This window comes from Bacillus sp. NSP9.1 (assembly GCF_000465465.2).
Classification (GTDB): Bacteria; Bacillota; Bacilli; order Bacillales; family Bacillaceae; genus Bacillus; species Bacillus sonorensis_A.
The window spans coordinates 4,487,559-4,510,203 of the sequence record NZ_CP048273.1 but is presented as its reverse complement, the minus strand read 5'-3'; the positions used below and the strand labels follow the sequence as shown (position 1 = coordinate 4,510,203).

The 22,645-nt window shown below is 44.6% G+C and carries 41 protein-coding genes; 40 read left to right on the top strand and 1 reads right to left on the bottom strand.

Annotated elements, in window-relative coordinates; all coding sequences use genetic code 11:
* Positions 1–195: 195 nt before the first annotated feature.
* From rpsJ to rpsI, 37 genes are all read left to right on the top strand, one after another.
* Positions 196–504 carry a 30S ribosomal protein S10 gene (gene rpsJ / locus M654_RS23280; protein ID WP_003156464.1) on the top strand — a complete coding sequence of 103 codons (309 nt, stop codon included), beginning with the start codon at positions 196–198 and terminating at the stop codon, positions 502–504.
* Positions 505–542: 38 nt separating this feature from the next.
* Positions 543–1,172: a 50S ribosomal protein L3 gene (rplC, locus tag M654_RS23275; protein WP_026586068.1), complete on the top strand. Its 630-nt coding sequence runs from the start codon at positions 543–545 to the stop codon at positions 1,170–1,172.
* A 26-nt stretch (positions 1,173–1,198) separates the two neighbouring features.
* Positions 1,199–1,822, top strand: coding sequence for a 50S ribosomal protein L4 (gene rplD / locus M654_RS23270; RefSeq protein WP_026586067.1), 624 nt, complete (start codon positions 1,199–1,201; stop codon positions 1,820–1,822).
* Positions 1,822–2,109: a 50S ribosomal protein L23 gene (gene rplW / locus M654_RS23265; RefSeq protein WP_026586066.1), complete on the top strand. Its 288-nt coding sequence runs from the start codon at positions 1,822–1,824 to the stop codon at positions 2,107–2,109. Before rplD ends, rplW begins: the two co-directional genes overlap by 1 nt.
* A gap of 31 nt (positions 2,110–2,140) precedes the next feature.
* Positions 2,141–2,974: a 50S ribosomal protein L2 gene (gene rplB / locus M654_RS23260; RefSeq protein WP_026586065.1), complete on the top strand. Its 834-nt coding sequence runs from the start codon at positions 2,141–2,143 to the stop codon at positions 2,972–2,974.
* A gap of 57 nt (positions 2,975–3,031) precedes the next feature.
* Positions 3,032–3,310 (top strand): 30S ribosomal protein S19, encoded by a 279-nt coding sequence (rpsS, locus tag M654_RS23255; protein WP_006640321.1) that lies wholly within the window; start codon positions 3,032–3,034, stop codon positions 3,308–3,310.
* A 17-nt stretch (positions 3,311–3,327) separates the two neighbouring features.
* Complete coding sequence (gene rplV, locus M654_RS23250) at positions 3,328–3,672, top strand: 50S ribosomal protein L22 (protein WP_026586064.1); 345 nt, start codon at positions 3,328–3,330, stop codon at positions 3,670–3,672.
* 3 nt (positions 3,673–3,675) lie between these two features.
* A complete protein-coding gene (rpsC, locus tag M654_RS23245; protein WP_026586063.1) occupies positions 3,676–4,332 on the top strand; it encodes a 30S ribosomal protein S3 in 657 nt (218 codons plus the stop codon).
* 1 nt (position 4,333) lies between these two features.
* On the top strand, positions 4,334–4,768 hold the full coding sequence (gene rplP / locus M654_RS23240) for a 50S ribosomal protein L16 (protein ID WP_006640324.1): 435 nt from the start codon (positions 4,334–4,336) through the stop codon (positions 4,766–4,768).
* A complete protein-coding gene (gene rpmC / locus M654_RS23235; protein ID WP_003178343.1) occupies positions 4,758–4,958 on the top strand; it encodes a 50S ribosomal protein L29 in 201 nt (66 codons plus the stop codon). The genes rplP and rpmC overlap by 11 nt, the downstream gene beginning before the upstream one ends.
* A 24-nt stretch (positions 4,959–4,982) precedes the next feature.
* Entirely contained in the window at positions 4,983–5,246 is a 264-nt protein-coding gene (gene rpsQ / locus M654_RS23230; protein ID WP_003178345.1) for a 30S ribosomal protein S17, read from the top strand.
* A 41-nt stretch (positions 5,247–5,287) separates the two neighbouring features.
* Complete coding sequence (gene rplN / locus M654_RS23225; RefSeq protein ID WP_026586062.1) at positions 5,288–5,656, top strand: 50S ribosomal protein L14; 369 nt, start codon at positions 5,288–5,290, stop codon at positions 5,654–5,656.
* 37 nt (positions 5,657–5,693) lie between these two features.
* Positions 5,694–6,005, top strand: coding sequence for a 50S ribosomal protein L24 (gene rplX / locus M654_RS23220; RefSeq protein WP_026586061.1), 312 nt, complete (start codon positions 5,694–5,696; stop codon positions 6,003–6,005).
* 26 nt (positions 6,006–6,031) lie between these two features.
* On the top strand, positions 6,032–6,571 hold the full coding sequence (gene rplE, locus M654_RS23215; protein WP_026586060.1) for a 50S ribosomal protein L5: 540 nt from the start codon (positions 6,032–6,034) through the stop codon (positions 6,569–6,571).
* A gap of 22 nt (positions 6,572–6,593) precedes the next feature.
* The gene (gene rpsN / locus M654_RS23210; protein ID WP_003178353.1) at positions 6,594–6,779 is read left to right on the top strand and encodes a 30S ribosomal protein S14; all 186 of its coding nucleotides are present in this window, start codon (positions 6,594–6,596) and stop codon (positions 6,777–6,779) included.
* A gap of 31 nt (positions 6,780–6,810) precedes the next feature.
* On the top strand, positions 6,811–7,209 hold the full coding sequence (gene rpsH, locus M654_RS23205) for a 30S ribosomal protein S8 (RefSeq protein ID WP_003178355.1): 399 nt from the start codon (positions 6,811–6,813) through the stop codon (positions 7,207–7,209).
* A gap of 29 nt (positions 7,210–7,238) precedes the next feature.
* Positions 7,239–7,775: a 50S ribosomal protein L6 gene (rplF, locus tag M654_RS23200; RefSeq protein ID WP_026586059.1), complete on the top strand. Its 537-nt coding sequence runs from the start codon at positions 7,239–7,241 to the stop codon at positions 7,773–7,775.
* Between the two features lie 31 nt (positions 7,776–7,806).
* A complete protein-coding gene (rplR, locus tag M654_RS23195; protein ID WP_026586058.1) occupies positions 7,807–8,169 on the top strand; it encodes a 50S ribosomal protein L18 in 363 nt (120 codons plus the stop codon).
* 24 nt (positions 8,170–8,193) lie between these two features.
* Entirely contained in the window at positions 8,194–8,694 is a 501-nt protein-coding gene (rpsE, locus tag M654_RS23190; RefSeq protein WP_026586057.1) for a 30S ribosomal protein S5, read from the top strand.
* Positions 8,695–8,707: 13 nt separating this feature from the next.
* Positions 8,708–8,887 carry a 50S ribosomal protein L30 gene (gene rpmD, locus M654_RS23185; protein ID WP_006640333.1) on the top strand — a complete coding sequence of 60 codons (180 nt, stop codon included), beginning with the start codon at positions 8,708–8,710 and terminating at the stop codon, positions 8,885–8,887.
* A gap of 30 nt (positions 8,888–8,917) precedes the next feature.
* A complete protein-coding gene (rplO, locus tag M654_RS23180) occupies positions 8,918–9,358 on the top strand; it encodes a 50S ribosomal protein L15 (RefSeq protein WP_026586056.1) in 441 nt (146 codons plus the stop codon).
* A gap of 1 nt (position 9,359) precedes the next feature.
* On the top strand, positions 9,360–10,655 hold the full coding sequence (gene secY / locus M654_RS23175; protein ID WP_026586055.1) for a preprotein translocase subunit SecY: 1,296 nt from the start codon (positions 9,360–9,362) through the stop codon (positions 10,653–10,655).
* Between the two features lie 52 nt (positions 10,656–10,707).
* Positions 10,708–11,361 (top strand): adenylate kinase, encoded by a 654-nt coding sequence (locus tag M654_RS23170; RefSeq protein WP_026586054.1) that lies wholly within the window; start codon positions 10,708–10,710, stop codon positions 11,359–11,361.
* The gene (gene map / locus M654_RS23165) at positions 11,358–12,104 is read left to right on the top strand and encodes a type I methionyl aminopeptidase (RefSeq protein WP_026586053.1); all 747 of its coding nucleotides are present in this window, start codon (positions 11,358–11,360) and stop codon (positions 12,102–12,104) included. Before M654_RS23170 ends, map begins: the two co-directional genes overlap by 4 nt.
* A 10-nt stretch (positions 12,105–12,114) precedes the next feature.
* Positions 12,115–12,444, top strand: coding sequence for a KOW domain-containing RNA-binding protein (locus M654_RS23160; RefSeq protein ID WP_026586052.1), 330 nt, complete (start codon positions 12,115–12,117; stop codon positions 12,442–12,444).
* Positions 12,422–12,640 (top strand): translation initiation factor IF-1, encoded by a 219-nt coding sequence (gene infA, locus M654_RS23155; protein WP_003178377.1) that lies wholly within the window; start codon positions 12,422–12,424, stop codon positions 12,638–12,640. The genes M654_RS23160 and infA overlap by 23 nt, the downstream gene beginning before the upstream one ends.
* Positions 12,641–12,673: 33 nt before the next feature.
* Positions 12,674–12,787, top strand: coding sequence for a 50S ribosomal protein L36 (rpmJ, locus tag M654_RS23150; protein ID WP_003156543.1), 114 nt, complete (start codon positions 12,674–12,676; stop codon positions 12,785–12,787).
* Positions 12,788–12,809: 22 nt separating this feature from the next.
* On the top strand, positions 12,810–13,175 hold the full coding sequence (rpsM, locus tag M654_RS23145) for a 30S ribosomal protein S13 (RefSeq protein ID WP_026586051.1): 366 nt from the start codon (positions 12,810–12,812) through the stop codon (positions 13,173–13,175).
* 20 nt (positions 13,176–13,195) lie between these two features.
* Positions 13,196–13,591, top strand: a complete 396-nt coding sequence (rpsK, locus tag M654_RS23140; protein ID WP_026586050.1) for a 30S ribosomal protein S11 — start codon at positions 13,196–13,198, stop codon at positions 13,589–13,591.
* A gap of 174 nt (positions 13,592–13,765) precedes the next feature.
* A complete protein-coding gene (locus M654_RS23135) occupies positions 13,766–14,710 on the top strand; it encodes a DNA-directed RNA polymerase subunit alpha (protein ID WP_003178382.1) in 945 nt (314 codons plus the stop codon).
* 77 nt (positions 14,711–14,787) lie between these two features.
* The gene (gene rplQ, locus M654_RS23130; RefSeq protein WP_020449876.1) at positions 14,788–15,150 is read left to right on the top strand and encodes a 50S ribosomal protein L17; all 363 of its coding nucleotides are present in this window, start codon (positions 14,788–14,790) and stop codon (positions 15,148–15,150) included.
* A gap of 138 nt (positions 15,151–15,288) precedes the next feature.
* The gene (locus M654_RS23125; protein ID WP_026586049.1) at positions 15,289–16,134 is read left to right on the top strand and encodes an energy-coupling factor ABC transporter ATP-binding protein; all 846 of its coding nucleotides are present in this window, start codon (positions 15,289–15,291) and stop codon (positions 16,132–16,134) included.
* Positions 16,110–16,979, top strand: coding sequence for an energy-coupling factor ABC transporter ATP-binding protein (locus M654_RS23120; protein ID WP_026586048.1), 870 nt, complete (start codon positions 16,110–16,112; stop codon positions 16,977–16,979). The genes M654_RS23125 and M654_RS23120 overlap by 25 nt, the downstream gene beginning before the upstream one ends.
* Positions 16,976–17,773 carry an energy-coupling factor transporter transmembrane component T family protein gene (locus M654_RS23115; protein ID WP_026586047.1) on the top strand — a complete coding sequence of 266 codons (798 nt, stop codon included), beginning with the start codon at positions 16,976–16,978 and terminating at the stop codon, positions 17,771–17,773. The genes M654_RS23120 and M654_RS23115 overlap by 4 nt, the downstream gene beginning before the upstream one ends.
* An 11-nt stretch (positions 17,774–17,784) precedes the next feature.
* Positions 17,785–18,528 (top strand): tRNA pseudouridine(38-40) synthase TruA, encoded by a 744-nt coding sequence (truA, locus tag M654_RS23110; RefSeq protein ID WP_026586046.1) that lies wholly within the window; start codon positions 17,785–17,787, stop codon positions 18,526–18,528.
* 159 nt (positions 18,529–18,687) lie between these two features.
* The gene (gene rplM / locus M654_RS23105; RefSeq protein ID WP_026586045.1) at positions 18,688–19,125 is read left to right on the top strand and encodes a 50S ribosomal protein L13; all 438 of its coding nucleotides are present in this window, start codon (positions 18,688–18,690) and stop codon (positions 19,123–19,125) included.
* Between the two features lie 20 nt (positions 19,126–19,145).
* Entirely contained in the window at positions 19,146–19,538 is a 393-nt protein-coding gene (gene rpsI, locus M654_RS23100) for a 30S ribosomal protein S9 (RefSeq protein WP_026586044.1), read from the top strand.
* A 67-nt stretch (positions 19,539–19,605) separates the two neighbouring features.
* On the opposite strand, the gene M654_RS23095 is transcribed toward rpsI, so the two are convergent.
* Positions 19,606–20,064, bottom strand: a complete 459-nt coding sequence (locus M654_RS23095; protein ID WP_026586043.1) for a DinB family protein — start codon at positions 20,062–20,064, stop codon at positions 19,606–19,608.
* 112 nt (positions 20,065–20,176) lie between these two features.
* On the opposite strand from M654_RS23095, the gene M654_RS23090 reads away from it, so the two are divergent.
* From M654_RS23090 to M654_RS23080, 3 genes are all read left to right on the top strand, one after another.
* Positions 20,177–20,620, top strand: coding sequence for a YbaK family protein (locus tag M654_RS23090; protein ID WP_026586042.1), 444 nt, complete (start codon positions 20,177–20,179; stop codon positions 20,618–20,620).
* Between the two features lie 104 nt (positions 20,621–20,724).
* Positions 20,725–21,438 (top strand): N-acetylmuramoyl-L-alanine amidase CwlD, encoded by a 714-nt coding sequence (gene cwlD / locus M654_RS23085; RefSeq protein ID WP_026586041.1) that lies wholly within the window; start codon positions 20,725–20,727, stop codon positions 21,436–21,438.
* Between the two features lie 98 nt (positions 21,439–21,536).
* Positions 21,537–22,598, top strand: coding sequence for an Mrp/NBP35 family ATP-binding protein (locus M654_RS23080; protein WP_026586040.1), 1,062 nt, complete (start codon positions 21,537–21,539; stop codon positions 22,596–22,598).
* Positions 22,599–22,645: the final 47 nt, after the last annotated feature.

The window sequence follows — 22,645 nt, the reverse complement described above, 5'->3', positions numbered from 1 at the left end:
AGTGTGCAAACACGGTTAATATTTAATATTGCCTTGCAACATGCCTATAAATTTTGTATAATAGTGCATGTTGGTCTTTGACTGCGATGAAGTGAGAGGTTGCTGACACACCCGGCCGCTTTGCCATGGCAAGGTGATGCAGGTTTTTCTCACGGAGAATTGTCTAACGTAAGTAGGCGAAAAGGAGGGAAAATAATGGCAAAACAAAAAATTCGTATTCGTTTAAAAGCGTATGATCATAGAATCCTTGATCAATCTGCTGAGAAGATTGTTGAAACGGCAAAACGTTCCGGTGCCAGCGTATCTGGTCCGATTCCATTGCCAACTGAGAAATCAGTTTACACAATCCTTCGTGCGGTGCACAAATACAAAGATTCTCGTGAGCAATTTGAAATGCGTACACATAAACGTTTAATCGACATTGTGAACCCAACACCGCAAACTGTCGATGCTCTAATGCGATTAGATCTACCATCTGGTGTCGATATCGAAATTAAACTTTAATCTAAAATATAGAATGATCTTTATAGGAGGTGTGACGAATGACCAAAGGAATCTTAGGAAGAAAAATTGGTATGACGCAAGTTTTCGCAGAAAACGGTGATCTTATTCCGGTAACTGTTATTGAAGCTGCAGCTAACGTTGTACTTCAAAAGAAAACAGCTGAAAACGACGGCTACGAAGCGATTCAGATCGGTTTTGACGACAAGCGCGATAAGCTTGCCAACAAGCCGGAAAAAGGCCACGTCGCAAAAGCGGAAACTGCACCTAAGCGCTTCGTTAAAGAACTACGCGGAGTGGATATGGATGCGTATGAAGTTGGTCAGGAAGTCAAAGTTGATATTTTCTCTAACGGAGAAATCGTAGATGTAACAGGAACATCAAAAGGTAAAGGTTTCCAAGGTGCGATCAAACGCCACGGACAATCTCGTGGACCTATGTCTCACGGTTCCCGCTACCATCGTCGTCCTGGTTCAATGGGACCGGTAGACCCTAACCGTGTATTCAAAGGAAAACTGTTGCCTGGACGTATGGGCGGAGAGCAGATCACTGTTCAAAACCTTGAAATCGTAAAAGTTGATGCAGAACGCAACCTTCTTTTAGTTAAAGGTAACGTTCCTGGTGCCAAAAAATCTCTAGTCACTATTAAAAGTGCAGTTAAATCTAAATAACTCTTTAGGAAAGGAGGAAATTGATCATGCCAAAAGTAGCATTATATAACCAAAACGGTTCTACTGCTGGTGATATCGAATTAAACGACTCTGTATTTGGAATCGAGCCAAATGAGAGCGTAGTATTCGACGCTATTCTTATGCAAAGAGCTTCCTTGCGTCAAGGAACTCACAAAGTAAAAAATCGTTCTGAAGTTAGTGGCGGAGGTCGTAAACCTTGGCGTCAAAAAGGCACTGGCCGTGCTCGTCAGGGATCTATCCGTTCACCGCAATGGCGCGGAGGTGGTATCGTATTCGGTCCTACACCACGCAGCTATGCTTATAAATTACCGAAAAAAGTTCGCCGCTTGGCAATCAAATCAGCATTGTCTTCTAAAGTGCAGGACAACAACTTGATCGTTCTTGAAGATCTTACTCTTGATGCGGTTAAAACAAAAGAAATGGCTTCTGTTCTTACAGGCCTTTCTGTTGAGAAAAAAGCTTTAATCGTAACTGCAGATGTAAATGAAACGGTTGCACTTTCTGCCCGTAACCTTCCTGGAGTTACAGTCGTTGAAGCTAACGGAATCAACGTACTTGATGTTGTCGGTCACGAGAAGCTTGTGATGACGAAAGCAGCGGTTGAAAAAGTAGAGGAGGTGCTTGCATAATGAAAGATCCTCGTGATGTTCTTAAGCGCCCCGTCATTACTGAACGTTCTGCTGATTTAATGGCTGAAAAAAAATATACGTTTGAAGTAGACGTAAGAGCTAATAAAACAGAAGTGAAAGATGCAGTTGAAGAAATCTTTGGAGTGAAAGTTGAGAAAGTCAACATAATGAACTACAAAGGGAAATTCAAACGTGTCGGCCGCTACTCTGGTATGACGAACAAACGCAGAAAAGCCATTGTCAAGCTTACTGCAGACAGCAAAGAAATCGAAATTTTTGAAGCTTAATCATTTGTAAAAAGAAGGAGGGAAATTCAAAATGGCGATTAAAAAGTACAAACCGACCTCTAACGGACGTCGCGGCATGACGACTTCTGATTTCGCTGAAATCACGACAGATCAGCCGGAAAAATCCTTGCTTGCCCCGCTTCATAAAAAAGGCGGACGTAACAACCAAGGGAAATTGACTGTACGTCATCAAGGCGGCGGACATAAACGCCAATATCGTATTATCGACTTCAAACGCGATAAAGATGGTATACCTGGACGCGTTGCTACAGTTGAGTACGATCCAAACCGTTCAGCAAACATTGCTCTAATTAACTATGTAGACGGAGAAAAACGCTACATTTTGGCTCCTAAGGGGCTTGAAGTAGGCACTGAAATCATGTCAGGTTCAGAAGCTGACATTAAAGTAGGTAACGCACTTCCACTGATCAACATCCCAGTTGGTACAGTTGTGCACAATATTGAATTGAAACCAGGAAAAGGCGGACAGCTGGTACGGTCAGCTGGTACATCTGCTCAAGTTCTTGGTAAAGAAGGTAAATACGTTCTTGTACGTCTGAACTCCGGTGAAGTTCGCATGATTCTTTCTGCTTGCCGCGCGACAATCGGTCAAGTGGGTAACGAGCAGCACGAACTGATCAACATCGGTAAAGCAGGACGTTCTCGCTGGAAAGGCGTTCGCCCTACAGTTCGCGGTTCTGTTATGAACCCTAACGATCACCCACACGGCGGTGGTGAAGGACGCGCACCTATCGGACGTAAATCACCTATGTCTCCATGGGGTAAACCAACTCTTGGATTCAAAACTCGCAAGAAAAAGAACAAGTCAGATAAATTCATCGTACGTCGTCGTAAAAATAAATAACGGGGTTGTCTACGGTTCTTATCGGACCGTAGCGCAATCACGAAGGGAGGTTCCAAAATGGCTCGCAGCTTAAAAAAAGGACCATTTGTCGATGATCATCTAATGACAAAAATCGAGAAATTAAATGAAACGGATAAGAAACAAGTTGTGAAAACTTGGTCTCGCCGTTCAACTATTTTCCCGCAATTCATCGGTCACACAATCGCAGTCTATGATGGACGCAAACATGTGCCTGTTTACATCTCTGAAGATATGGTAGGTCACAAGTTGGGTGAGTTTGCACCTACTCGTACTTACAAAGGTCATGCTAGTGATGACAAAAAAACAAGACGCTAATGAGAGGAGGCTTTTAAATGCAACAAGCTAAAGCTGTCGCAAGAACAGTCCGTATTGCTCCTCGTAAGGCACGTCTAGTAATGGACCTGATTCGAGGCAAGCAAGTAGGTGAAGCAGTATCAATCTTAAACCACACGCCAAAAGCTGCTTCCCCGATTATTGAAAAAGTTTTAAAATCTGCTATCGCTAACGCTGAGCACAACTATGAAATGGATGCAAACAGCCTGGTTGTTACTCAAGCTTACGTGAACGAAGGCCCTACGTTGAAAAGATTCCGTCCGCGCGCTATGGGACGTGCAAGCCAAATCAACAAACGTACGAGCCACATTACTATCGTTGTATCAGAAAAGAAGGAGGGATAACTCGTGGGTCAAAAGGTAAATCCAGTCGGTCTTCGTATTGGGGTTATACGTGATTGGGAATCTAAGTGGTTCGCTGGCAAAGATTACGCAGACTTCCTTCACGAAGATCTAAAAATCCGTGAATTTATTAATCAACGCCTGTCTGACGCTTCAGTTTCTAAAGTGGAAATCGAGCGTGCGGCAAACCGTGTCAATATTACGATCCACACAGCTAAGCCTGGTATGGTTATCGGTAAAGGCGGTTCTGAAGTCGAAGCGCTTCGCAAAGCCCTTAACAGCCTTACTGGCAAGCGTGTACACATTAACATTCTTGAAATCAAAAGAGCTGATCTTGATGCTCAGCTAGTTGCAGATAACATTGCTCGTCAATTGGAAAACCGTATTTCTTTCCGTCGTGCGCAAAAGCAACAAATCCAACGCACAATGCGCGCTGGTGCACAAGGAATTAAAACAATGGTTTCCGGTCGTCTTGGCGGCGCTGATATCGCTCGTTCTGAATATTACAGTGAAGGAACTGTTCCATTGCACACATTGCGTGCTGACATCGACTATGCTACATCTGAAGCTGACACAACTTACGGTAAGCTCGGTGTAAAAGTCTGGATCTATCGTGGAGAGGTTCTTCCTACTAAGAAGAAAACTGAGGAAGGAGGAAAATAATATGTTAATGCCAAAACGCGTTAAATATCGCAGAGAGCATCGCGGAAAAATGCGCGGCCGTGCGAAAGGCGGCACTGAAGTGCATTTCGGTGAATACGGTATCCAGGCTCAAGAAGCTTCTTGGATCACAAACCGCCAAATCGAAGCAGCACGTATTGCGATGACTCGTTACATGAAACGTGGCGGTAAAGTTTGGATCAAAATTTTCCCTTCTAAGCCTTATACAGCTAAGCCTCTAGAGGTTCGGATGGGTTCCGGTAAAGGTGCTCCTGAAGGATGGGTAGCTGTTGTAAAACCGGGCAAAGTTTTATTTGAAATTTCTGGTGTGTCTGAGGAAGTCGCTCGTGAAGCTCTTCGTCTTGCATCTCACAAATTGCCAATTAAAACGAAGTTCGTAAAACGTGAAGAAATTGGTGGTGAATCAAATGAAAGCTAATGAAATTCGTGACCTTACCACTGCTGAAATTGAACAAAAAGTAAAGTCTCTTAAAGAAGAACTTTTCAATCTTCGCTTTCAATTAGCGACAGGACAACTTGAAAATACTGCTCGCATTCGTGAAGTGCGCAAGTCAATCGCGCGCATGAAAACTGTGATTCGGGAAAGAGAAATTGCTGCCAACAAATAATTCCGGAGGGAGGTTCTCTAAAACATGAGCGAACGCAATCAGCGCAAAGTCTACCAAGGACGTGTTGTTTCTGACAAAATGGATAAAACCATTACTGTTGTTGTAGAAACTTACAAAAAACACTCACTCTACGGTAAACGCGTAAAGTACTCTAAAAAATTCAAAGCACATGATGAAAATAATCAGGCTAAAATCGGTGACATCGTAAAGATCATGGAAACTCGTCCATTATCTGCGACTAAACGTTTTCGTCTAGTTGAAGTTGTCGAAGAAGCTGTTATTATCTAATAAAGTTCGGAAATCCTTTTTCCGAAGGGAGGTAACAAATAATGATTCAACAAGAGACTCGTTTAAAAGTAGCTGATAACTCTGGCGCGCGTGAAGTTCTTACGATCAAAGTTCTTGGCGGTTCCGGACGCAAAACGGCTAACATTGGTGATGTCATTGTTTGCACGGTTAAACAAGCAACACCAGGAGGCGTTGTCAAAAAAGGTGATGTCGTTAAAGCTGTTATCGTTCGTTCTAAGAGCGGAGCACGCAGAAATGACGGATCTTACATCAAATTCGACGAGAATGCATGTGTTATCATCCGTGACGACAAAAGCCCGCGCGGAACTCGTATCTTCGGACCTGTTGCACGTGAACTTCGTGACAACAACTTTATGAAAATTGTTTCTTTAGCTCCAGAAGTACTTTAATGATATCAATGCCGGACTTGAAGGAGGTGCGATCAGGATGCATGTTAAAAAAGGCGATAAAGTAATGGTTATCTCTGGTAAAGACAAAGGGAAACAAGGAGTGATCCTTGCAGCATTCCCTAAAAAGGACCGCGTACTTGTTGAAGGTGTCAACATGGTGAAGAAGCACGCTAAGCCGACACAAGCAAACCCTCAAGGCGGAATCTTAAACCAAGAGGCGCCAATTCATGTGTCAAACGTAATGCCGCTCGATCCTAAAACAGGTGAAGTGACTCGCGTAGGATACAAAGTAGAAAATGGCAAAAAAGTTCGTGTTGCAAAAAAATCTGGGCAAGTTCTAGATAACTAGTAATCAAAGGAAGGGAGGTCTATCTCATGAACCGCCTTAAAGAAAAGTACAATAAAGAAATTACACCTGCATTAATGAACAAGTTTAACTACAACTCTGTGATGCAAGTGCCTAAAATCGAAAAAATCGTAATCAACATGGGTGTTGGTGACGCTGTTCAAAACGCTAAAGCAATCGATAGCGCAGTTGAAGAACTAACGTTTATCGCTGGTCAGAAACCTGTCGTTACTCGTGCGAAGAAATCTATTGCTGGATTCCGTCTTCGTGAGGGAATGCCGATCGGTGCGAAAGTAACTCTTCGCGGAGAGCGCATGTACGATTTCCTTGATAAACTGATTTCTGTTTCTTTACCGCGTGTACGTGACTTCCGCGGGATTTCCAAAAAGTCTTTCGACGGCCGTGGAAACTACACACTTGGAATTAAAGAACAGCTGATCTTCCCTGAAATTGACTATGATAAGGTTACTAAGGTTCGCGGTATGGATATCGTTATTGTAACGACTGCCAACACGGATGAAGAAGCTCGTGAACTGTTAACTCAATTAGGTATGCCATTCCAGAAATAATCAATGAAAGGGAGGCGAAATCGTGGCTAAAAAGTCAATGATTGCGAAACAAAAACGCACACCGAAGTTTAAAGTACAAGAGTACACTCGCTGCGAACGCTGCGGACGTCCACACTCAGTCATTCGTAAATTTAAACTTTGCCGTATTTGTTTCCGTGAACTTGCATATAAAGGACAAATTCCTGGCGTTAAAAAAGCCAGCTGGTAATCCCCGTTAATGGGAAGGAGGTTATTAAATAATGGTTATGACAGATCCGATTGCAGATATGCTGACTCGTATTCGTAATGCAAACATGGTACGTCATGAGAAGCTTGAAATCCCTGCTTCTAAGTTGAAAAGAGAGATCGCTGAAATCTTGAAACGAGAAGGTTTCATCCGTGACGTAGAATTCATTGAAGATAACAAACAAGGCATCATCCGTGTTTTCTTGAAATACGGACAAAACAACGAACGTGTCATCACTGGCCTTAAAAGAATCAGCAAACCTGGTCTGCGCGTTTACGCTAAGTCAAACGAAGTGCCTCGCGTACTGAACGGACTTGGAATCGCAATTCTTTCTACATCACAAGGTGTGTTAACTGATAAAGAAGCTCGCGCTAAGCAAGCCGGCGGAGAAGTATTAGCATACGTTTGGTAAGAAGTTTAACATGAATGGAGGTGTTTGGTATGTCTCGTGTAGGTAAGAAGCTACTTGAGATTCCTTCAGGTGTTACAGTTACAATGAACGACAACACTGTAACCGTGAAAGGACCAAAAGGAGAATTAACTCGTACGTTTCATCCTGATATGAAGATTAAAATTGAGGACAATGTACTGACTGTAGAACGTCCTTCTGAAAATAAAGAACATCGCGCGCTGCATGGTACAACTCGCAGCATCATCGGAAACATGGTTGAAGGTGTATCTAAAGGGTTTGAAAGAGGTTTGGAATTAGTCGGTGTCGGTTACCGTGCTTCTAAATCCGGAAACAAACTTGTTTTAAACGTTGGATACTCTCATCCAGTAGAGATCGTTCCTGAAAACGGAATTGAAATCGAAGTTCCATCTCAAACAAAAATAGTCGTTAAAGGTACGGATAAAGAACGCGTTGGTGCTACTGCTGCCAACATTCGCGCTGTACGCTCTCCAGAGCCTTACAAAGGTAAAGGGATTCGCTATGAAGGAGAAATGGTTCGTCGTAAAGAAGGTAAATCTGCTAAGTAAACCCGCTTAAAGTGAGAAAGGAGTGACCCAGATGATTACGAAAACAAGCAAGAATGCTGCACGTCTTAAAAGACACGCTCGTGTTCGTTCGAAGCTTTCAGGAACGCCTGAAAGACCTCGTCTAAATGTTTTCCGTTCAAACAAACATATCTACGCACAAGTGATCGATGACGTGAACGGTGTTACACTTGTGAGTGCATCTACTCTTGATAAAGACTTCAACGCCGAAAACGGCGGCGATACGTCTGCGGCTGCAAAAGTTGGAGAGCTTGTTGCAAAACGCGCTTCTGAAAAAGGTATCACAAACGTCGTGTTCGACCGTGGCGGTTACCTCTATCATGGACGTGTAAAAGCTTTGGCTGATGCTGCACGCGAGGCTGGATTAGAATTTTAATAAAAGAAGGAGGGACATATGAATATGCGTCGTATTGACCCAAGCAAATTAGAGTTAGAAGAACGCTTAGTTACCGTTAACCGCGTAGCGAAAGTTGTTAAAGGTGGTCGTCGTTTCCGTTTCGCAGCTCTAGTCGTTGTCGGTGACAAAAACGGTCACGTAGGATTCGGAACTGGTAAAGCACAGGAAGTGCCGGAAGCGATCCGCAAAGCTGTAGAAGATGCGAAAAAGAATTTGATCGAAGTACCAATGGTTGGAACTACAATTCCACACGAAATCATCGGACGTTTCGGTGCAGGAAACATCTTGTTAAAACCTGCTTCTGAAGGTACGGGAGTCATCGCTGGAGGCCCAGTACGTGCGGTACTTGAGCTTGCCGGTATAGCTGATATCCTTTCTAAGTCTCTAGGTTCTAACACACCGATCAACATGATTCGTGCAACAGTCCAAGGTTTAAGCGAGCTGAAACGCGCCGAGGAAGTTGCGAAGCTTCGTGGAAAATCTGTAGAAGAACTGTTAGGATAAGGAGGGAACATTAATGGCTAAATTAGAAATTACCCTCAAACGCAGTGTAATCGGTCGCCCGGAAGATCAGCGCATTACTGTCAGAACGCTTGGTTTAAAGAAAACAAACCAAACAGTCGTTCATGAAGACAACGCTGCGATCCGCGGCATGATTAACAAAGTATCTCATTTAGTTTCTGTTAAAGAACAATAATAATAAACGATAAGCTAAGGAGGTGTCCTAATGAAACTTCATGAATTAAAGCCCGCAGAAGGTTCACGCAAAACGCGCAACCGCGTAGGTCGTGGTATTGGTTCTGGAAATGGTAAAACAGCTGGTAAAGGTCATAAAGGTCAAAACGCTCGTTCCGGCGGCGGTGTACGTCCTGGATTCGAGGGTGGACAAATGCCTTTATTCCAACGTCTTCCGAAACGCGGTTTTACAAACATCAACCGCAAGGACTTCGCTGTAGTCAACCTAGACAAACTCAACAGCTTTGCAGAAGGGACGGAAGTTACTCCTGAACTTCTTTTGGAAACAGGTGTAATTAGCAAGTTGAAATCTGGAGTGAAAATTCTTGGCGACGGTAAATTAGAAAAGAAATTAACTGTTAAAGCCAATAAATTCTCCGCTTCTGCTAAACAAGCAATTGAGGCTGCTGGCGGTACAGCTGAGGTGATCTAACTTGTTTAAGACAATCTCCAATTTTATGCGTGTGAAGGATATTCGGAATAAGATTATCTTCACTCTTTTAATGCTTATCGTCTTTCGTCTCGGTTCGTTCATTCCTGTGCCGCATGTAAACACAGAAGTTTTGAAGGCACAGGACCAAATGAGCGTATTTGGGATCCTTAACACATTTGGCGGCGGTGCATTATTCAACTTCTCCATTCTTGCGATGGGGATCATGCCTTACATCACAGCTTCGATCATCATCCAGCTTTTGCAGATGGATGTTGTGCCGAAGTTTACCGAGTGGTCTAAGCAGGGAGAAGTTGGTCGCCGAAAATTAGCTCAGTTCACAAGGTACTTCACAATTATTCTTGGGTTCATTCAAGCGCTGGCTATGTCTTACGGATTTAATAATATGGCGGGCGGCGCGTTGATTAGTGACCCGGGATTCGGTACTTATTTGACCATTGCGATTGTGCTGACTGCCGGAACTGCTTTTTTAATGTGGCTGGGAGAACAAATTACGTCCCATGGAGTTGGTAATGGAATATCGATTATCATCTTCGCCGGTATCGTTGCCGGTATTCCGCAGACGGTCAATCAGATCTACGCTCAGCAGTTTACAGACGCTGGAGATCAGTTGTTCTTGCAAATCTTAAAGGTTGTCATCATATTGGTTGCGATTGTGGCGATTGTCGTTGGCGTGATTTTTATCCAACAGGCAGTAAGAAAAATCTCAATTCAATATGCGAAAGGTTCAGGCCGTTCACCGGTTCCTGGCGGTCAGTCAACACACTTGCCGCTGAAGGTTAACCCGGCGGGTGTTATTCCGGTTATCTTTGCTGTTTCGTTTATCATTACACCGCGGACCGTGGCTTCATTCTTTGGTACCAACGATGTGACGAACTGGATCCAAAAAACGTTTGATTACACGCATCCGGTTGGAATGGCGATCTATGCAGCACTGATTATTGCCTTTACCTATTTCTATGCATTTGTCCAGGTTAACCCTGAACAAATGGCCGATAATCTTAAAAAACAAGGCGGCTATATTCCGGGAGTTCGTCCAGGAAAAATGACTCAGGATAGAATTACGAGCATCTTGTACCGGCTGACATTTGTCGGTTCCATATTCTTGGCCGTGATTGCCATTCTTCCTGTCTTGTTCGTTAATATTGCCGGGCTGCCTTCTTCTGCACAAATTGGCGGAACAAGTTTGCTGATTGTGATCGGTGTTGCACTGGAAACGATGAAGCAGCTTGAAAGCCAGCTGGTGAAACGAAACTATCGTGGATTTATGAAGCACTAGAGGAAATGGGATGCGCCCATTCCTCTAAAATAGAGAGGACGGGGAATCCGAAATGAACTTAGTCTTAATGGGACTGCCTGGAGCCGGTAAAGGAACACAGGCTGAACGGATTGTTGACGATTTTGGGATACCTCATATCTCAACAGGAGACATGTTCCGCGCTGCGATGAAAGAAGAAACTGATCTGGGGCTGGAAGCCAAATCATACATTGATAAAGGCGAGCTTGTTCCGGATGAAGTGACAATTGGTATTGTCAGGGAAAGACTTGGCAAGAATGATTGTGACCGAGGTTTTCTTCTGGACGGATTTCCGAGAACAGTCGCTCAAGCTGAAGCACTTGAGGAAATTCTTAAAGGACTTGGCAAGTCGATCGATCATGTCATCAACATTCAAGTCGATAAAGATGCATTGATGGAACGTCTGACGGGACGCAGAATCTGCAAAAATTGCGGTGCAACTTATCATTTAGTCTTTAATCCGCCTGCAAAAGAAAATGTATGCGATAAGTGTGGAGGAGAGCTCTATCAGCGTGAAGATGATAATGAAGCTACAGTTTCCACACGACTTGAGGTCAACCTGAAGCAAACTCAGCCTTTACTCGATTTTTATGCGGATAAAGGATATCTTGTAAACATTGACGGTCAAAAGAACATCAATGAAGTTTACGGTGATATAAGGGAGCTTCTCGGGGGCCATGGCAAATGATTATTTGTAAAACGCCCCGGGAAATCGAAATTATGCGGGAAGCAGGCCGGATTGTTGCTTTAACTCACCAGGAGCTAAAAAAACACATCAAACCCGGCATCTCGACAAAAGAATTGGATCAAATTGCCGAACGTTTTATTACAAAGCAAGGTGCAATCCCATCTTTTAAAGGGTATAATGGTTTTCGCGGGAGCATTTGCGTTTCAGTCAATGAAGAACTCGTTCACGGTATACCGGGAAAAAGGGTGCTTCGTGACGGAGACATCATCAGCATCGACATCGGTGCGAAGTTAAACGGTTATCATGGCGACTCTGCCTGGACTTATCCGGTGGGAACGATCAGCGCTGAGGATCAAAAGCTGCTGGATGTGACAGAGGAGTCTTTATATAGAGGCTTGCAGGAAGCAAAACCGGGAGAACGGTTGTCGAATATTTCCCACGCAATACAAACGTATGTCGAAAATGAGCAATTTTCAGTTGTCAGGGAATATGTAGGACACGGGGTCGGTCAGAACCTGCATGAGGATCCGCAAATTCCTCACTATGGTCCGCCGAACAAAGGCCCGCGCTTAAAGCCTGGCATGGTCCTGGCCATTGAGCCGATGGTCAACGCTGGTACCCGTTATGTTAAGACATTAGCTGATAACTGGACGGTTGTAACTGTGGACGGGAAGAAGTGTGCTCACTTTGAACACACGATCGCGATTACGGAGACAGGTTTTGATATACTGACAAAAGCCTAGGTGAAATGAGATGAATCGGAAAACACCTGAAATTGGACAGTTCGTACGCATTACGCAAGGACGCGAAATGGACCAATACGCGGTTGTCATTGATATATTCGATCATCATCATGTGCTGATAGCAGACGGAGAAAAGCGTAAATTTCATTCTCCTAAGAAAAAGAATATCAATCATTTAACCTTTTATGATTGCGTATCTCCGGAAGTTCAGAACAGTATAAATGAAACTGGGCGTGTGACAAACGGAAAATTGAGATTTTCTCTTTTGAAATTTGTCAGAGAGCAAGTTACTGATTTGAAGAAGGGAGAACACTTGAATGGCGAAAGACGATGTAATTGAAGTGGAAGGTACTGTAGTCGAAACGCTGCCAAACGCAATGTTCAAAGTTGAACTTGAGAATGGCCACACGGTTTTGGCTCACGTATCTGGTAAAATCCGCATGCACTTCATTCGCATTTTACCTGGAGACAAAGTTACGGTAGAATTATCTCCATATGACTTAACTCGTGGTAGAATTACGTACCGTTACAAATAAAGCACTCCGGAAATTGAAGGAGGTTGGAAACACATGAAAGTGAGACCATCAGTTAAACCGATCTGTGAAAAATGCAAAGTCATTCGCAGAAAAGGAAAAGTAATGGTGATCTGTGAAAATCCAAAGCATAAACAAAAACAAGGATAATTTTTAAGGAGGTGCGAGAGAGATGGCTCGTATTGCTGGTGTAGATATTCCACGTGATAAACGTGTTGTTATTTCATTAACATACATCTTTGGAATCGGCCGTTCAACGGCTCAGCAAGTCTTGAAAGAAGCTGGTGTTTCTGAAGATACTCGCGTTCGTGATTTGACTGAAGAAGAACTTGGTAAAATCCGTGACGTGATCGACAAACTGAAAGTTGAAGGTGACCTTCGCCGTGAAGTGTCTCTTAACATTAAACGTCTGATCGAAATCGGAAGCTACCGCGGAATTCGTCATCGTCGCGGATTGCCTGTTCGCGGTCAAAATACTAAAAATAACGCGCGTACTCGTAAAGGTCCGCGTCGTACTGTAGCTAACAAGAAAAAATAAGCAAGGGAGGTAACTAAACTATGGCTGCTGCTCGTAAATCAAACACGCGTAAACGCCGCGTGAAAAAGAATATTGAATCTGGAATCGCTCATATTCGTTCAACTTTCAACAACACGATCGTTACTATTACAGATGTTCATGGCAATGCTATTTCTTGGTCAAGTGCCGGAGCTCTAGGATTTAGAGGTTCTCGTAAATCCACTCCATTTGCTGCACAAATGGCTGCTGAAACAGCTGCTAAAGGTTCTATCGAACATGGACTGAAAACTCTCGAAGTAACTGTTAAAGGACCGGGTTCTGGCCGTGAAGCTGCAATCCGTGCTCTCCAAGCTGCCGGACTTGAAGTTACAGCGATCAGAGACGTAACACCTGTTCCTCATAACGGATGCCGTCCGCCAAAACGTCGCCGCGTGTAATTTGTTTGTATAGATTTTGTGTCCCTGTCAATAATGGGTTATGATACAGTTAATTTATAAAACGAATGCACACTCGTTGCCTGAGCACATACGGGACTAAACAATGGGGAATTTCGGATAGAATGAGAGCCGTTCTTTCCGGGGTTTCGACGTTTTGAAGGAGGGTTTTATGAAATGATCGAGATTGAAAAACCAAAAATCGAAACGGTTGAAATCAGCGACGATGCCAAGTATGGTAAATTTGTCGTAGAGCCACTTGAGCGTGGATATGGTACAACTTTGGGTAACTCCTTACGTCGTATCCTTTTATCCTCACTCCCTGGTGCCGCTGTAACATCGATCCAGATAGATGGTGTACTGCATGAATTCTCGACGATCGAAGGCGTTGTTGAAGATGTTACAACGATTATCTTAAACATTAAAAAACTTGCACTGAAAATCTACTCTGAAGAAGAGAAGACGCTTGAGATTGATGTACAGGGTGAAGGAGTTGTAACAGCTGCTGATATTACCCACGACAGCGATGTTGAGATTTTGAATCCTGATCTTCACATTGCGACTCTTGGCCAAAATGCGAGTTTCCGAGTTCGCTTAACCGCTCAAAGAGGTCGCGGGTATACACCAGCTGACGCGAATAAAAGAGACGATCAGCCGATTGGCGTCATCCCGATTGATTCCATCTTTACACCTGTTTCTCGTGTATCTTATCAAGTTGAGAATACTCGTGTGGGTCAGATTACAAACTATGACAAACTTACGCTTGACGTATGGACAGATGGAAGCACTGGACCAAAAGAAGCAATTGCGCTTGGTTCAAAGATTTTGACTGAACACCTTAATATTTTTGTCGGTTTGACCGACGAAGCCCAGCATGCTGAAATCATGGTTGAAAAAGAAGAGGATCAAAAAGAAAAAGTTCTTGAAATGACAATTGAAGAGCTTGATCTTTCCGTCCGTTCTTACAACTGCTTGAAACGTGCGGGCATCAATACGGTTCAAGAGCTTGCGAACAAGACCGAAGAAGATATGATGAAAGTTCGCAACCTGGGTCGCAAATCACTTGAAGAAGTGAAAGCGAAACTTGAAGAACTTGGACTCGGCCTTCGCAAAGACGATTGACTAGTTTCCATGTGAACTAGGATTTTCGTGTGTTTTTTATTTCAGATAGAGTATTTCAATAAAGGAGGGGACACCACATGTCATACAGAAAACTGGGACGCACTAGTGCACAGCGTAAAGCAATGCTGCGTGATCTTACAACAGACTTGATCATCAACGAGAGAATTGAAACAACAGAAGCTCGCGCGAAAGAACTTCGCTCTGTTGTAGAAAAAATGATTACACTTGGCAAGCGCGGAGATTTACACGCACGCCGCCAAGCAGCTGCATACATCCGCAACGAGGTAGCGGACGCAGAGAAAGACCAAGATGCACTTCAAAAACTTTTCTCTGATGTAGCACCTCGTTATGAAGAGCGCCAAGGCGGATACACACGTATTATGAAGCTTGGTCCTCGCCGTGGTGACGGAGCACCAATGGCTATCATCGAATTGGTTTAATCACATATTTTGTGTGTCTAAAGAAGGGCGGGACAGTTTTTAACTGGATCTATGCCCTTTTTTTAGATACTGGAATATTTTTGCACGAAGAACAGTCAGATAAGCGGAGCTTTAGAGGAGAGGAGGCCGGACGGGCGAATGAATCAAGAACGATTAATTGCTGCAAAGGATATCACGTTCCGCTACCAGGAAGGCGCCGACAGACCTGCACTTGATCATGTATCTTTCCATGTTTCAAAGGGTGAGTGGCTGGCGATCGTCGGTCACAACGGGTCGGGGAAATCGACGCTTGCCCGCGCTTTAAACGGCTTGATTCTTCCTGATGAAGGATCGATTGAAGTCGGCGGCATCAGACTGACGGAAGAAACGGTCTGGGATATCAGAAAAAAAGTCGGCATGGTGTTTCAAAATCCCGATAATCAATTTGTCGGGACAACCGTTCGCGATGATGTGGCTTTTGGTTTGGAAAACAACGGCGTTCCCAGAGAAGACATGGTGGAAAGGGTAGATTGGGCTGTTCAGCAAGTGAACATGCAGGAATTTCTCGATCAAGAGCCGCACCATCTCTCAGGAGGACAAAAGCAGCGCGTTGCGATTGCGGGAGTGCTTGCCGCCCGTCCTGATATCATGATTCTTGATGAAGCGACTTCAATGCTTGACCCGATGGGGCGAGAGGAAGTGCTTGAGACGGTCAGGCGGTTAAAGGACGAAGGTATGGTGACGGTCATTTCGATTACGCATGATTTAAATGAGGCGGCAAAAGCCGACCGGATCATTGTCATGAACGGCGGCAGGAAATATGCCGAAGGTGTGCCTGAAGATGTGTTTCGTCTCAACAAGGATCTCATCGACATCGGACTTGATTTGCCATTTTCCTTTCAGCTCAGCCAGATGCTGAAAGAAAACGGTCTTGATGTGAAGGGCGATCATCTGACACAAGAAGGATTGGTGAATGAGCTATGGACATTGAGATCAAAGATGTAGAGCACCGATACCAGATGAAAACGCCTTTTGAACGCCTGGCGATATATGATGTCAATGCCGTGATCAAGGAAGAAAGCTACGTCGCCGTCATCGGTCACACAGGATCGGGCAAGTCGACGCTGCTTCAGCACCTGAACGGTCTGTTAAAGCCGACAAAAGGACAGATTCGCCTTGGACAAGATGTGATCGAAGCAGGCAAGAAAAATAAACATTTAAAGGCTTTGCGCAAAAAGGTCGGCATTGTTTTTCAGTTTCCCGAGCATCAGCTGTTTGAAGAGACGATCTTAAAGGACATTGCTTTTGGGCCCGTCAATTTTGGCATGAGCCGGGAGAACGCTGAAAAAAAGGCGAGGGAAATGCTGCAGCTTGTTGGGTTGGATGAAGAACTGTCAGACCGTTCTCCATTTGAGCTGAGCGGAGGTCAGATGCGCCGGGTGGCCATCGCTGGTGTTCTGGCGATGGAGCCTGAAGTTCTCGTTCTTGATGAACCGACGGCAGGCCTTGATCCGAGGGGCCGGAAAGAGATCATGGACATGTTCTACCGCCTTCACAAACAAAGGAAGCTGACGACGATTCTCGTCACACACAGCATGGAGGATGCGGCCGCCTATGCAGATGAGCTGATCGTGATGCACAAAGGCACGGTAAAAGCGAAAGGATCGCCGCGCGATATCTTTTCTAAGCGAGATGAAATCGCCGGTTTAGGGCTTGACCTGCCGGAAACGATTAAATTTCAGCAACGGCTTGAAGAGGCGCTCGGCATTACCTTTAAAAAGCCCATCCTGACGATTGAAGAGGCAGCCTCTGAAATCAAAGCGCTCTTTCAGGAGGAAAATGCCCTATGATGGACAGTATTATTATCGGCAAGTATGTGCCCGGTTCTTCGATCATTCATCGTCTTGACCCGCGCACAAAGCTTGTGACCATTTTCCTTTTTGTCTTTATCGTTTTTTTTGCAAACAATACAGAAACATATGCGCTTCTTGGCGTGTTTACGCTGCTTGCGGCCGCTTTCTCAGGCGTTCCGGCCCGTTTCCTTATGAAAGGGATGAAGCCGGTTATCTGGATTGTGCTGTTTACGTTTCTGCTTCATATTTTGATGACACGGGAAGGATCTGTGATCGCCGATCTCGGGCTGTTTAAAATATATGAGCAGGGGCTTGTTCAGGGAATTTTTATTTCGCTTCGTTTTATTTATTTGATTTTGATCACAACGCTATTAACATTAACGACCACACCGATCGAAGTAACAGATGGGCTTGAGCATTTGCTTGGTCCGTTTAAAAAGCTGAAGCTGCCTGTTCATGAACTCGCTTTAATGATGTCCATTTCGCTCAGATTTATACCGACCCTTATTGAAGAAACGGATAAGATCATGAAGGCGCAGATGGCGAGAGGCGTAGATTTTACAAGTGGTTCTGTCAAAGAACGCGTCAAGGCGATTGTTCCCCTTCTTGTTCCGCTGTTTGTCAGTGCGTTTAAGCGGGCTGAAGAGCTTGCAACCGCAATGGAAGCACGCGGATACCGGGGAGGGGAAGGACGCACGAAATACAGGCAGCTGACGTGGAAATGGAAGGATACTTCCGCCATCCTGATTTTAGTTGTGCTTGCCGTATTGCTAATCCTTTTGCGGACTTAGGTGATATAGACATGAGAATGAAGTGCACCATTTCATATGACGGACACCTTTTTTTCGGCTATCAGGTTCAGCCGGGGAAAAGAACGGTTCAGGATGAGCTGGAAAAGGCGTTGAAGACCCTTCACAAATCGAAGGAGCGCATCCCTGTCGTATCATCCGGCAGAACCGACAGCGGCGTCCATGCGGTCGGACAGACGATCCACTTTGACAGCACGCTCTCCATCCCTGAAGCAAAATGGCCTTATGCATTAAATGCCCTGCTTCCCGATGATATAACCGTCAACAAAGCGGAAGCGGTCGATGAGCAGTTCCATGCGAGGTTTTCCGCAAAGAGAAAAGAGTATCGTTATCTGATCGACAGGGGCAGACATGCGGATGTATTTAAACGGCACTATGCATACCATGTTCCGTATGAGCTTGATACGGAGAAAATGAAAGAAGCGTCCGATTATTTGATCGGCACCCATGATTTCACAAGCTTTTGCGCGGTCAAAACCGATGTGAAAGACAAAGTCAGAACGATCTATGAGCTGGAATGGTCTGAAACGGATGACGGCCTGCAAATGAGAATCGTGGGAAGCGGATTTTTGTATAACATGGTCAGGATTATCACCGGTACACTGCTTGACGTCGGAACTGGTAAATTTTCTCCCGATGACATCGGGAAGATGATCGCCGCCCAAAATCGCGATGCCGCGGGGCGCACCGCACCGGCTCATGGACTGTACTTATGGAACGTCATCTATGACAACTAAACCAGGTGTAACATTTTCTTGACAGAGAGTACAGAAAGTTATAAGATATCATATGGTATGTATTTCAACCCCACGATAAGCCCCGGAACTTATTGTGTTGTGAAATAGAACGTAATCAAAGTTTATTGAAATTGACAGATCTTTTAGGAGGGAAATTCAATGCGTACAACACCTATGGCTAACGCAAGCACTATTGAACGCAAGTGGTTAGTTGTTGATGCTGCTGGCAAGACGCTAGGACGTCTTTCTACAGAAGTTGCATCTATCCTTCGCGGAAAACATAAACCAACTTACACACCACACGTTGACACTGGAGATCATGTGATCATCATCAACGCTGAAAAAATCGAGTTAACTGGTAAAAAGTTAACGGACAAAATCTACTACCGTCACACTCAACATCCAGGCGGATTAAAATCAAGAACTGCTCTTGAAATGCGTACAAACTACCCTGAGAAAATGCTTGAGCTTGCTATCAAAGGCATGCTTCCAAAAGGTTCTCTAGGCCGTCAAATGTTCAAAAAATTGAACGTATACCGTGGTTCTGAGCATCCACATGCAGCACAAAAACCTGAAGTTTACGAACTTCGCGGTTAATTAAAAAGGAGGTTACCAATTTGGCACAGGTTCAATATTACGGTACTGGCCGTCGTAAAAGTTCTGTAGCGCGTGTGCGTTTAGTTCCAGGAGAAGGTCGTATCGTCGTTAATAATCGTGAAATCAGCGAACACATCCCGTCTCCAGCTCTAATCGAAGATATCAAACAACCATTAACTTTGACTGAAACAGCTGGAACTTATGATGTTTTGGTAAACGTACATGGAGGCGGCTTATCTGGTCAATCAGGAGCAATCCGTCACGGTATCGCTCGTGCATTGCTTGAAGCAGATCCAGAATACCGTTCAACTCTTAAACGCGCTGGTCTTCTGACTCGTGACGCTCGTATGAAAGAACGTAAAAAATACGGACTTAAAGGCGCACGCCGTGCACCTCAGTTCTCAAAACGTTAATTTTGGACGTTTGGAAGGCTCTCAATCCTTTGGATTGGGAGCCTTTTGTTCTTCATCACGGTCCGTTTTAAATGCGTCGTCCCACATATGAAGCGGATACCGGAGTACAGTTCATCTCCCTTGCCCAGACGGATATTTGTCCGGTAGGGTGAATTTCATGAGCGATCAAATGCCTTAAAATAGCCCCCTCTGTATAAGCCTCATCAGACCATGACGCTTTAATCAGCTTTTGTTCAGAAGCGCTGCAAAAGCTGGATACCGCATCTTCCACTTCAGGCCGATATGCTTCAGAAAAACGAATGATATGCTGTATGGTCTGAAAGTCGGTAAAGTCAGGGGCAATATCCGGTTTGTCTAATATGGCGTAAATCCAGCTCACTTCAACATCGACAATATGAAAGAGATTTTTCAAAATGCTTCCCATACCCCCTGAACGCCTCTTCTCAAGTTCTTCCCGCGGCTGCTGCATACACCAGTCAAACCATTCATCGCGAACCTGCCAATTATACTGAAACAATCCTTTCACCTCATGCTCACCTCTCCTAATATTTTCGGCTTCTTCCTCCGTTTCCCTTCTTTAGGCAAGCATGATTTGCGGCTCCTGATTGCACAATACAGGGTAAAAAGGAGGCGGTGTTATGGGGACTGTATTATCATTTATTGAAGTAAAACAAAAAAAGCAGATTCATTTAGAGAAAAAGCTGCTCTGTGAGCTTTCTTTGGAAAAAATGATCACCAGGGCAGAGGAATGCTTTGCACCTCTTTTTTATTTCTATTCAAAGCATACGGATATCCTATATGACGGATGCATCGATTTTGCGATTGAAGCGTATTTGATGGGTGCTCAATATGGTAAATTCGGCTATCACGGAGAATCTGTTCAAAAAGCGATGGCTCGTTCGGAAAAGGAAGAAAGGCAGCTTCTTCATGAACTTTATGACTATGCGGTCAGCTGGTCTGAAGCTTTTAACATTGCAGTTGCCAATGAACCGCTCTATTATGCATGTGAGTCCTTTATCCAAAGCTGGTGGAAGGAAGGCTTCAACCAAAGGGAAAAGCGGTTCAAACTCCGCCTCAAATAATCTTGAGAATCGGAAAAAGTTTTATTTGAATGTGCAGCAGGACTGAATCATATTTCCTTTCCTTGTCCCATATCTTGTAATAAGGACAAGCGGGAGGGAAAGGGATGAAGAAGAAAATAAAATGGCTTGGGTTTTTACTCGGCTTTGTCGTTTTATTATGTTTATTTCAGTACCAATTCAACAATGATGATTCTTGGAAATCATGGAATCTGCCATTAAGCGGAAAAATCATTTATATTGATCCCGGACATGGGGGCCCTGACGGAGGCGCTTCCGGTGGAGACCTTCTGGAAAAAGACGTGGCGCTTGAGGTTTCATTGAGAGTCAGGGATTACCTTCAGGAGCAGGGAGCGTTGGTGCTGCTGACCCGTGAAGATGATCATGACCTTGCCCCGGAGGAAACGAGGGGGCTTAGCAGAAGGAAAGCGGAGGATCTGCGTAAGAGGGTGGATATGATCAATAGCTCTGAAGCGGATCTTTACATCAGCATTCATTTGAATGCCATTCCTTCAGCAAGATGGAGCGGAGCGCAGAGTTTTTTCTATGGACAGTATGAAGAAAATGAACGGGTGGCCAAGTTTATTCAGGATGAACTAAGGCATAACCTTGAGAATACAAACCGGAAAGCAAAGCGGATCCACGGTATTTATCTGATGCAGCATGTGGAGAAGCCGGGAGCGTTAGTCGAAATCGGGTTCTTATCAAATCCCGGGGAAGCCAAACAGCTGGGGAAACCGAAATACCAGGATAAAATCGCTGCCTCCATTTATAAAGGTGTGCTTCGATATTTCACAGAAGACAGAGACCCTCCTGAATAAGGAGGGTTTCCTGCGTTTTCCGCATTGCGTCAAAGACACTGAAAGGAAAGATATGCTATACTTATTTTGTAAACGAATACAACAAAGGGTGAGATTCAATGATGCGAGAAGACGATGTAAATAAAATAGTCGGCGATTTGTACGAGCCTTTTCTTCATAAGCCGCTCAGCGAACTGGATGCTGTCAAAGACATTAAAATAAAGCCTGAAAAGCAGCATGTCAGCGTAAAAGTGGCGCTCGCAAAAACGGGATCTGCCGAACAGATGCAGCTTCAGCAGGAGATCGTTACAAGACTGAAGGAAGCCGGTGCAGAGACGGTGGGACTGCGATTTGAAGAGCTGCCGGAAGAAGTGGTCATGAAATATCAAGAGCCCGCTCCAGGCCAAGGCAAGTCATTGCTGAACAGTGATAAACAGCCCGTTTTCTTAGCCGTTGCAAGCGGAAAAGGCGGTGTCGGCAAGTCGACGGTTTCGGTAAACTTGGCTGTCTCCCTTGCGCGTCTCGGAAAAAAAGTCGGCTTGATTGATGCCGATATTTACGGTTTCAGCGTGCCTGATATGATGGGAATCACGGTGCGGCCTACAATAGAAGGCGAGAAGGTTGTCCCTGTCGAAAGACTTGGCGTCAAAGTGATCTCGATGGGCTTTTTCGTTGAAGATAATGCACCTGTCATTTGGAGGGGCCCGATGCTTGGGAAAATGCTGAATAACTTCTTTCACGAGGTGGAATGGGGAGATGTCGATTACATTATTTTAGACCTTCCGCCAGGTACCGGTGATGTCGCGCTTGACGTCCATTCCATGCTACCGAGCTGCAAGGAAGTGATCGTTTCGACACCGCATCCGACGGCAGCATTTGTCGCCGCCAGAGCAGGGGCTATGGCGTTGAAGACCGACCATGAAATCGTGGGAATCGTTGAAAATATGGCTTATTTTGAAAGTGCCAAGACGGGCGAAAAGGAATACGTCTTTGGCAAAGGCGGAGGCGAAAAGCTTGCCGAAGAACTAGGCATCCCTATTTTAGGCAAAATACCGCTCAGGCAGCCGGATTGGGATGATGATGATTTTGCACCATCCGTGTATGATCAAAACCATCCGACAGGTGAGATCTATTTAGATATTGCCAAAAAAATCGATCAAAGCATCAGCCCGCAAGCATGAAAAAGAAGCTTCTTCCGGAGAAGAAGCCAGGTGATGAGGTCAGGCGA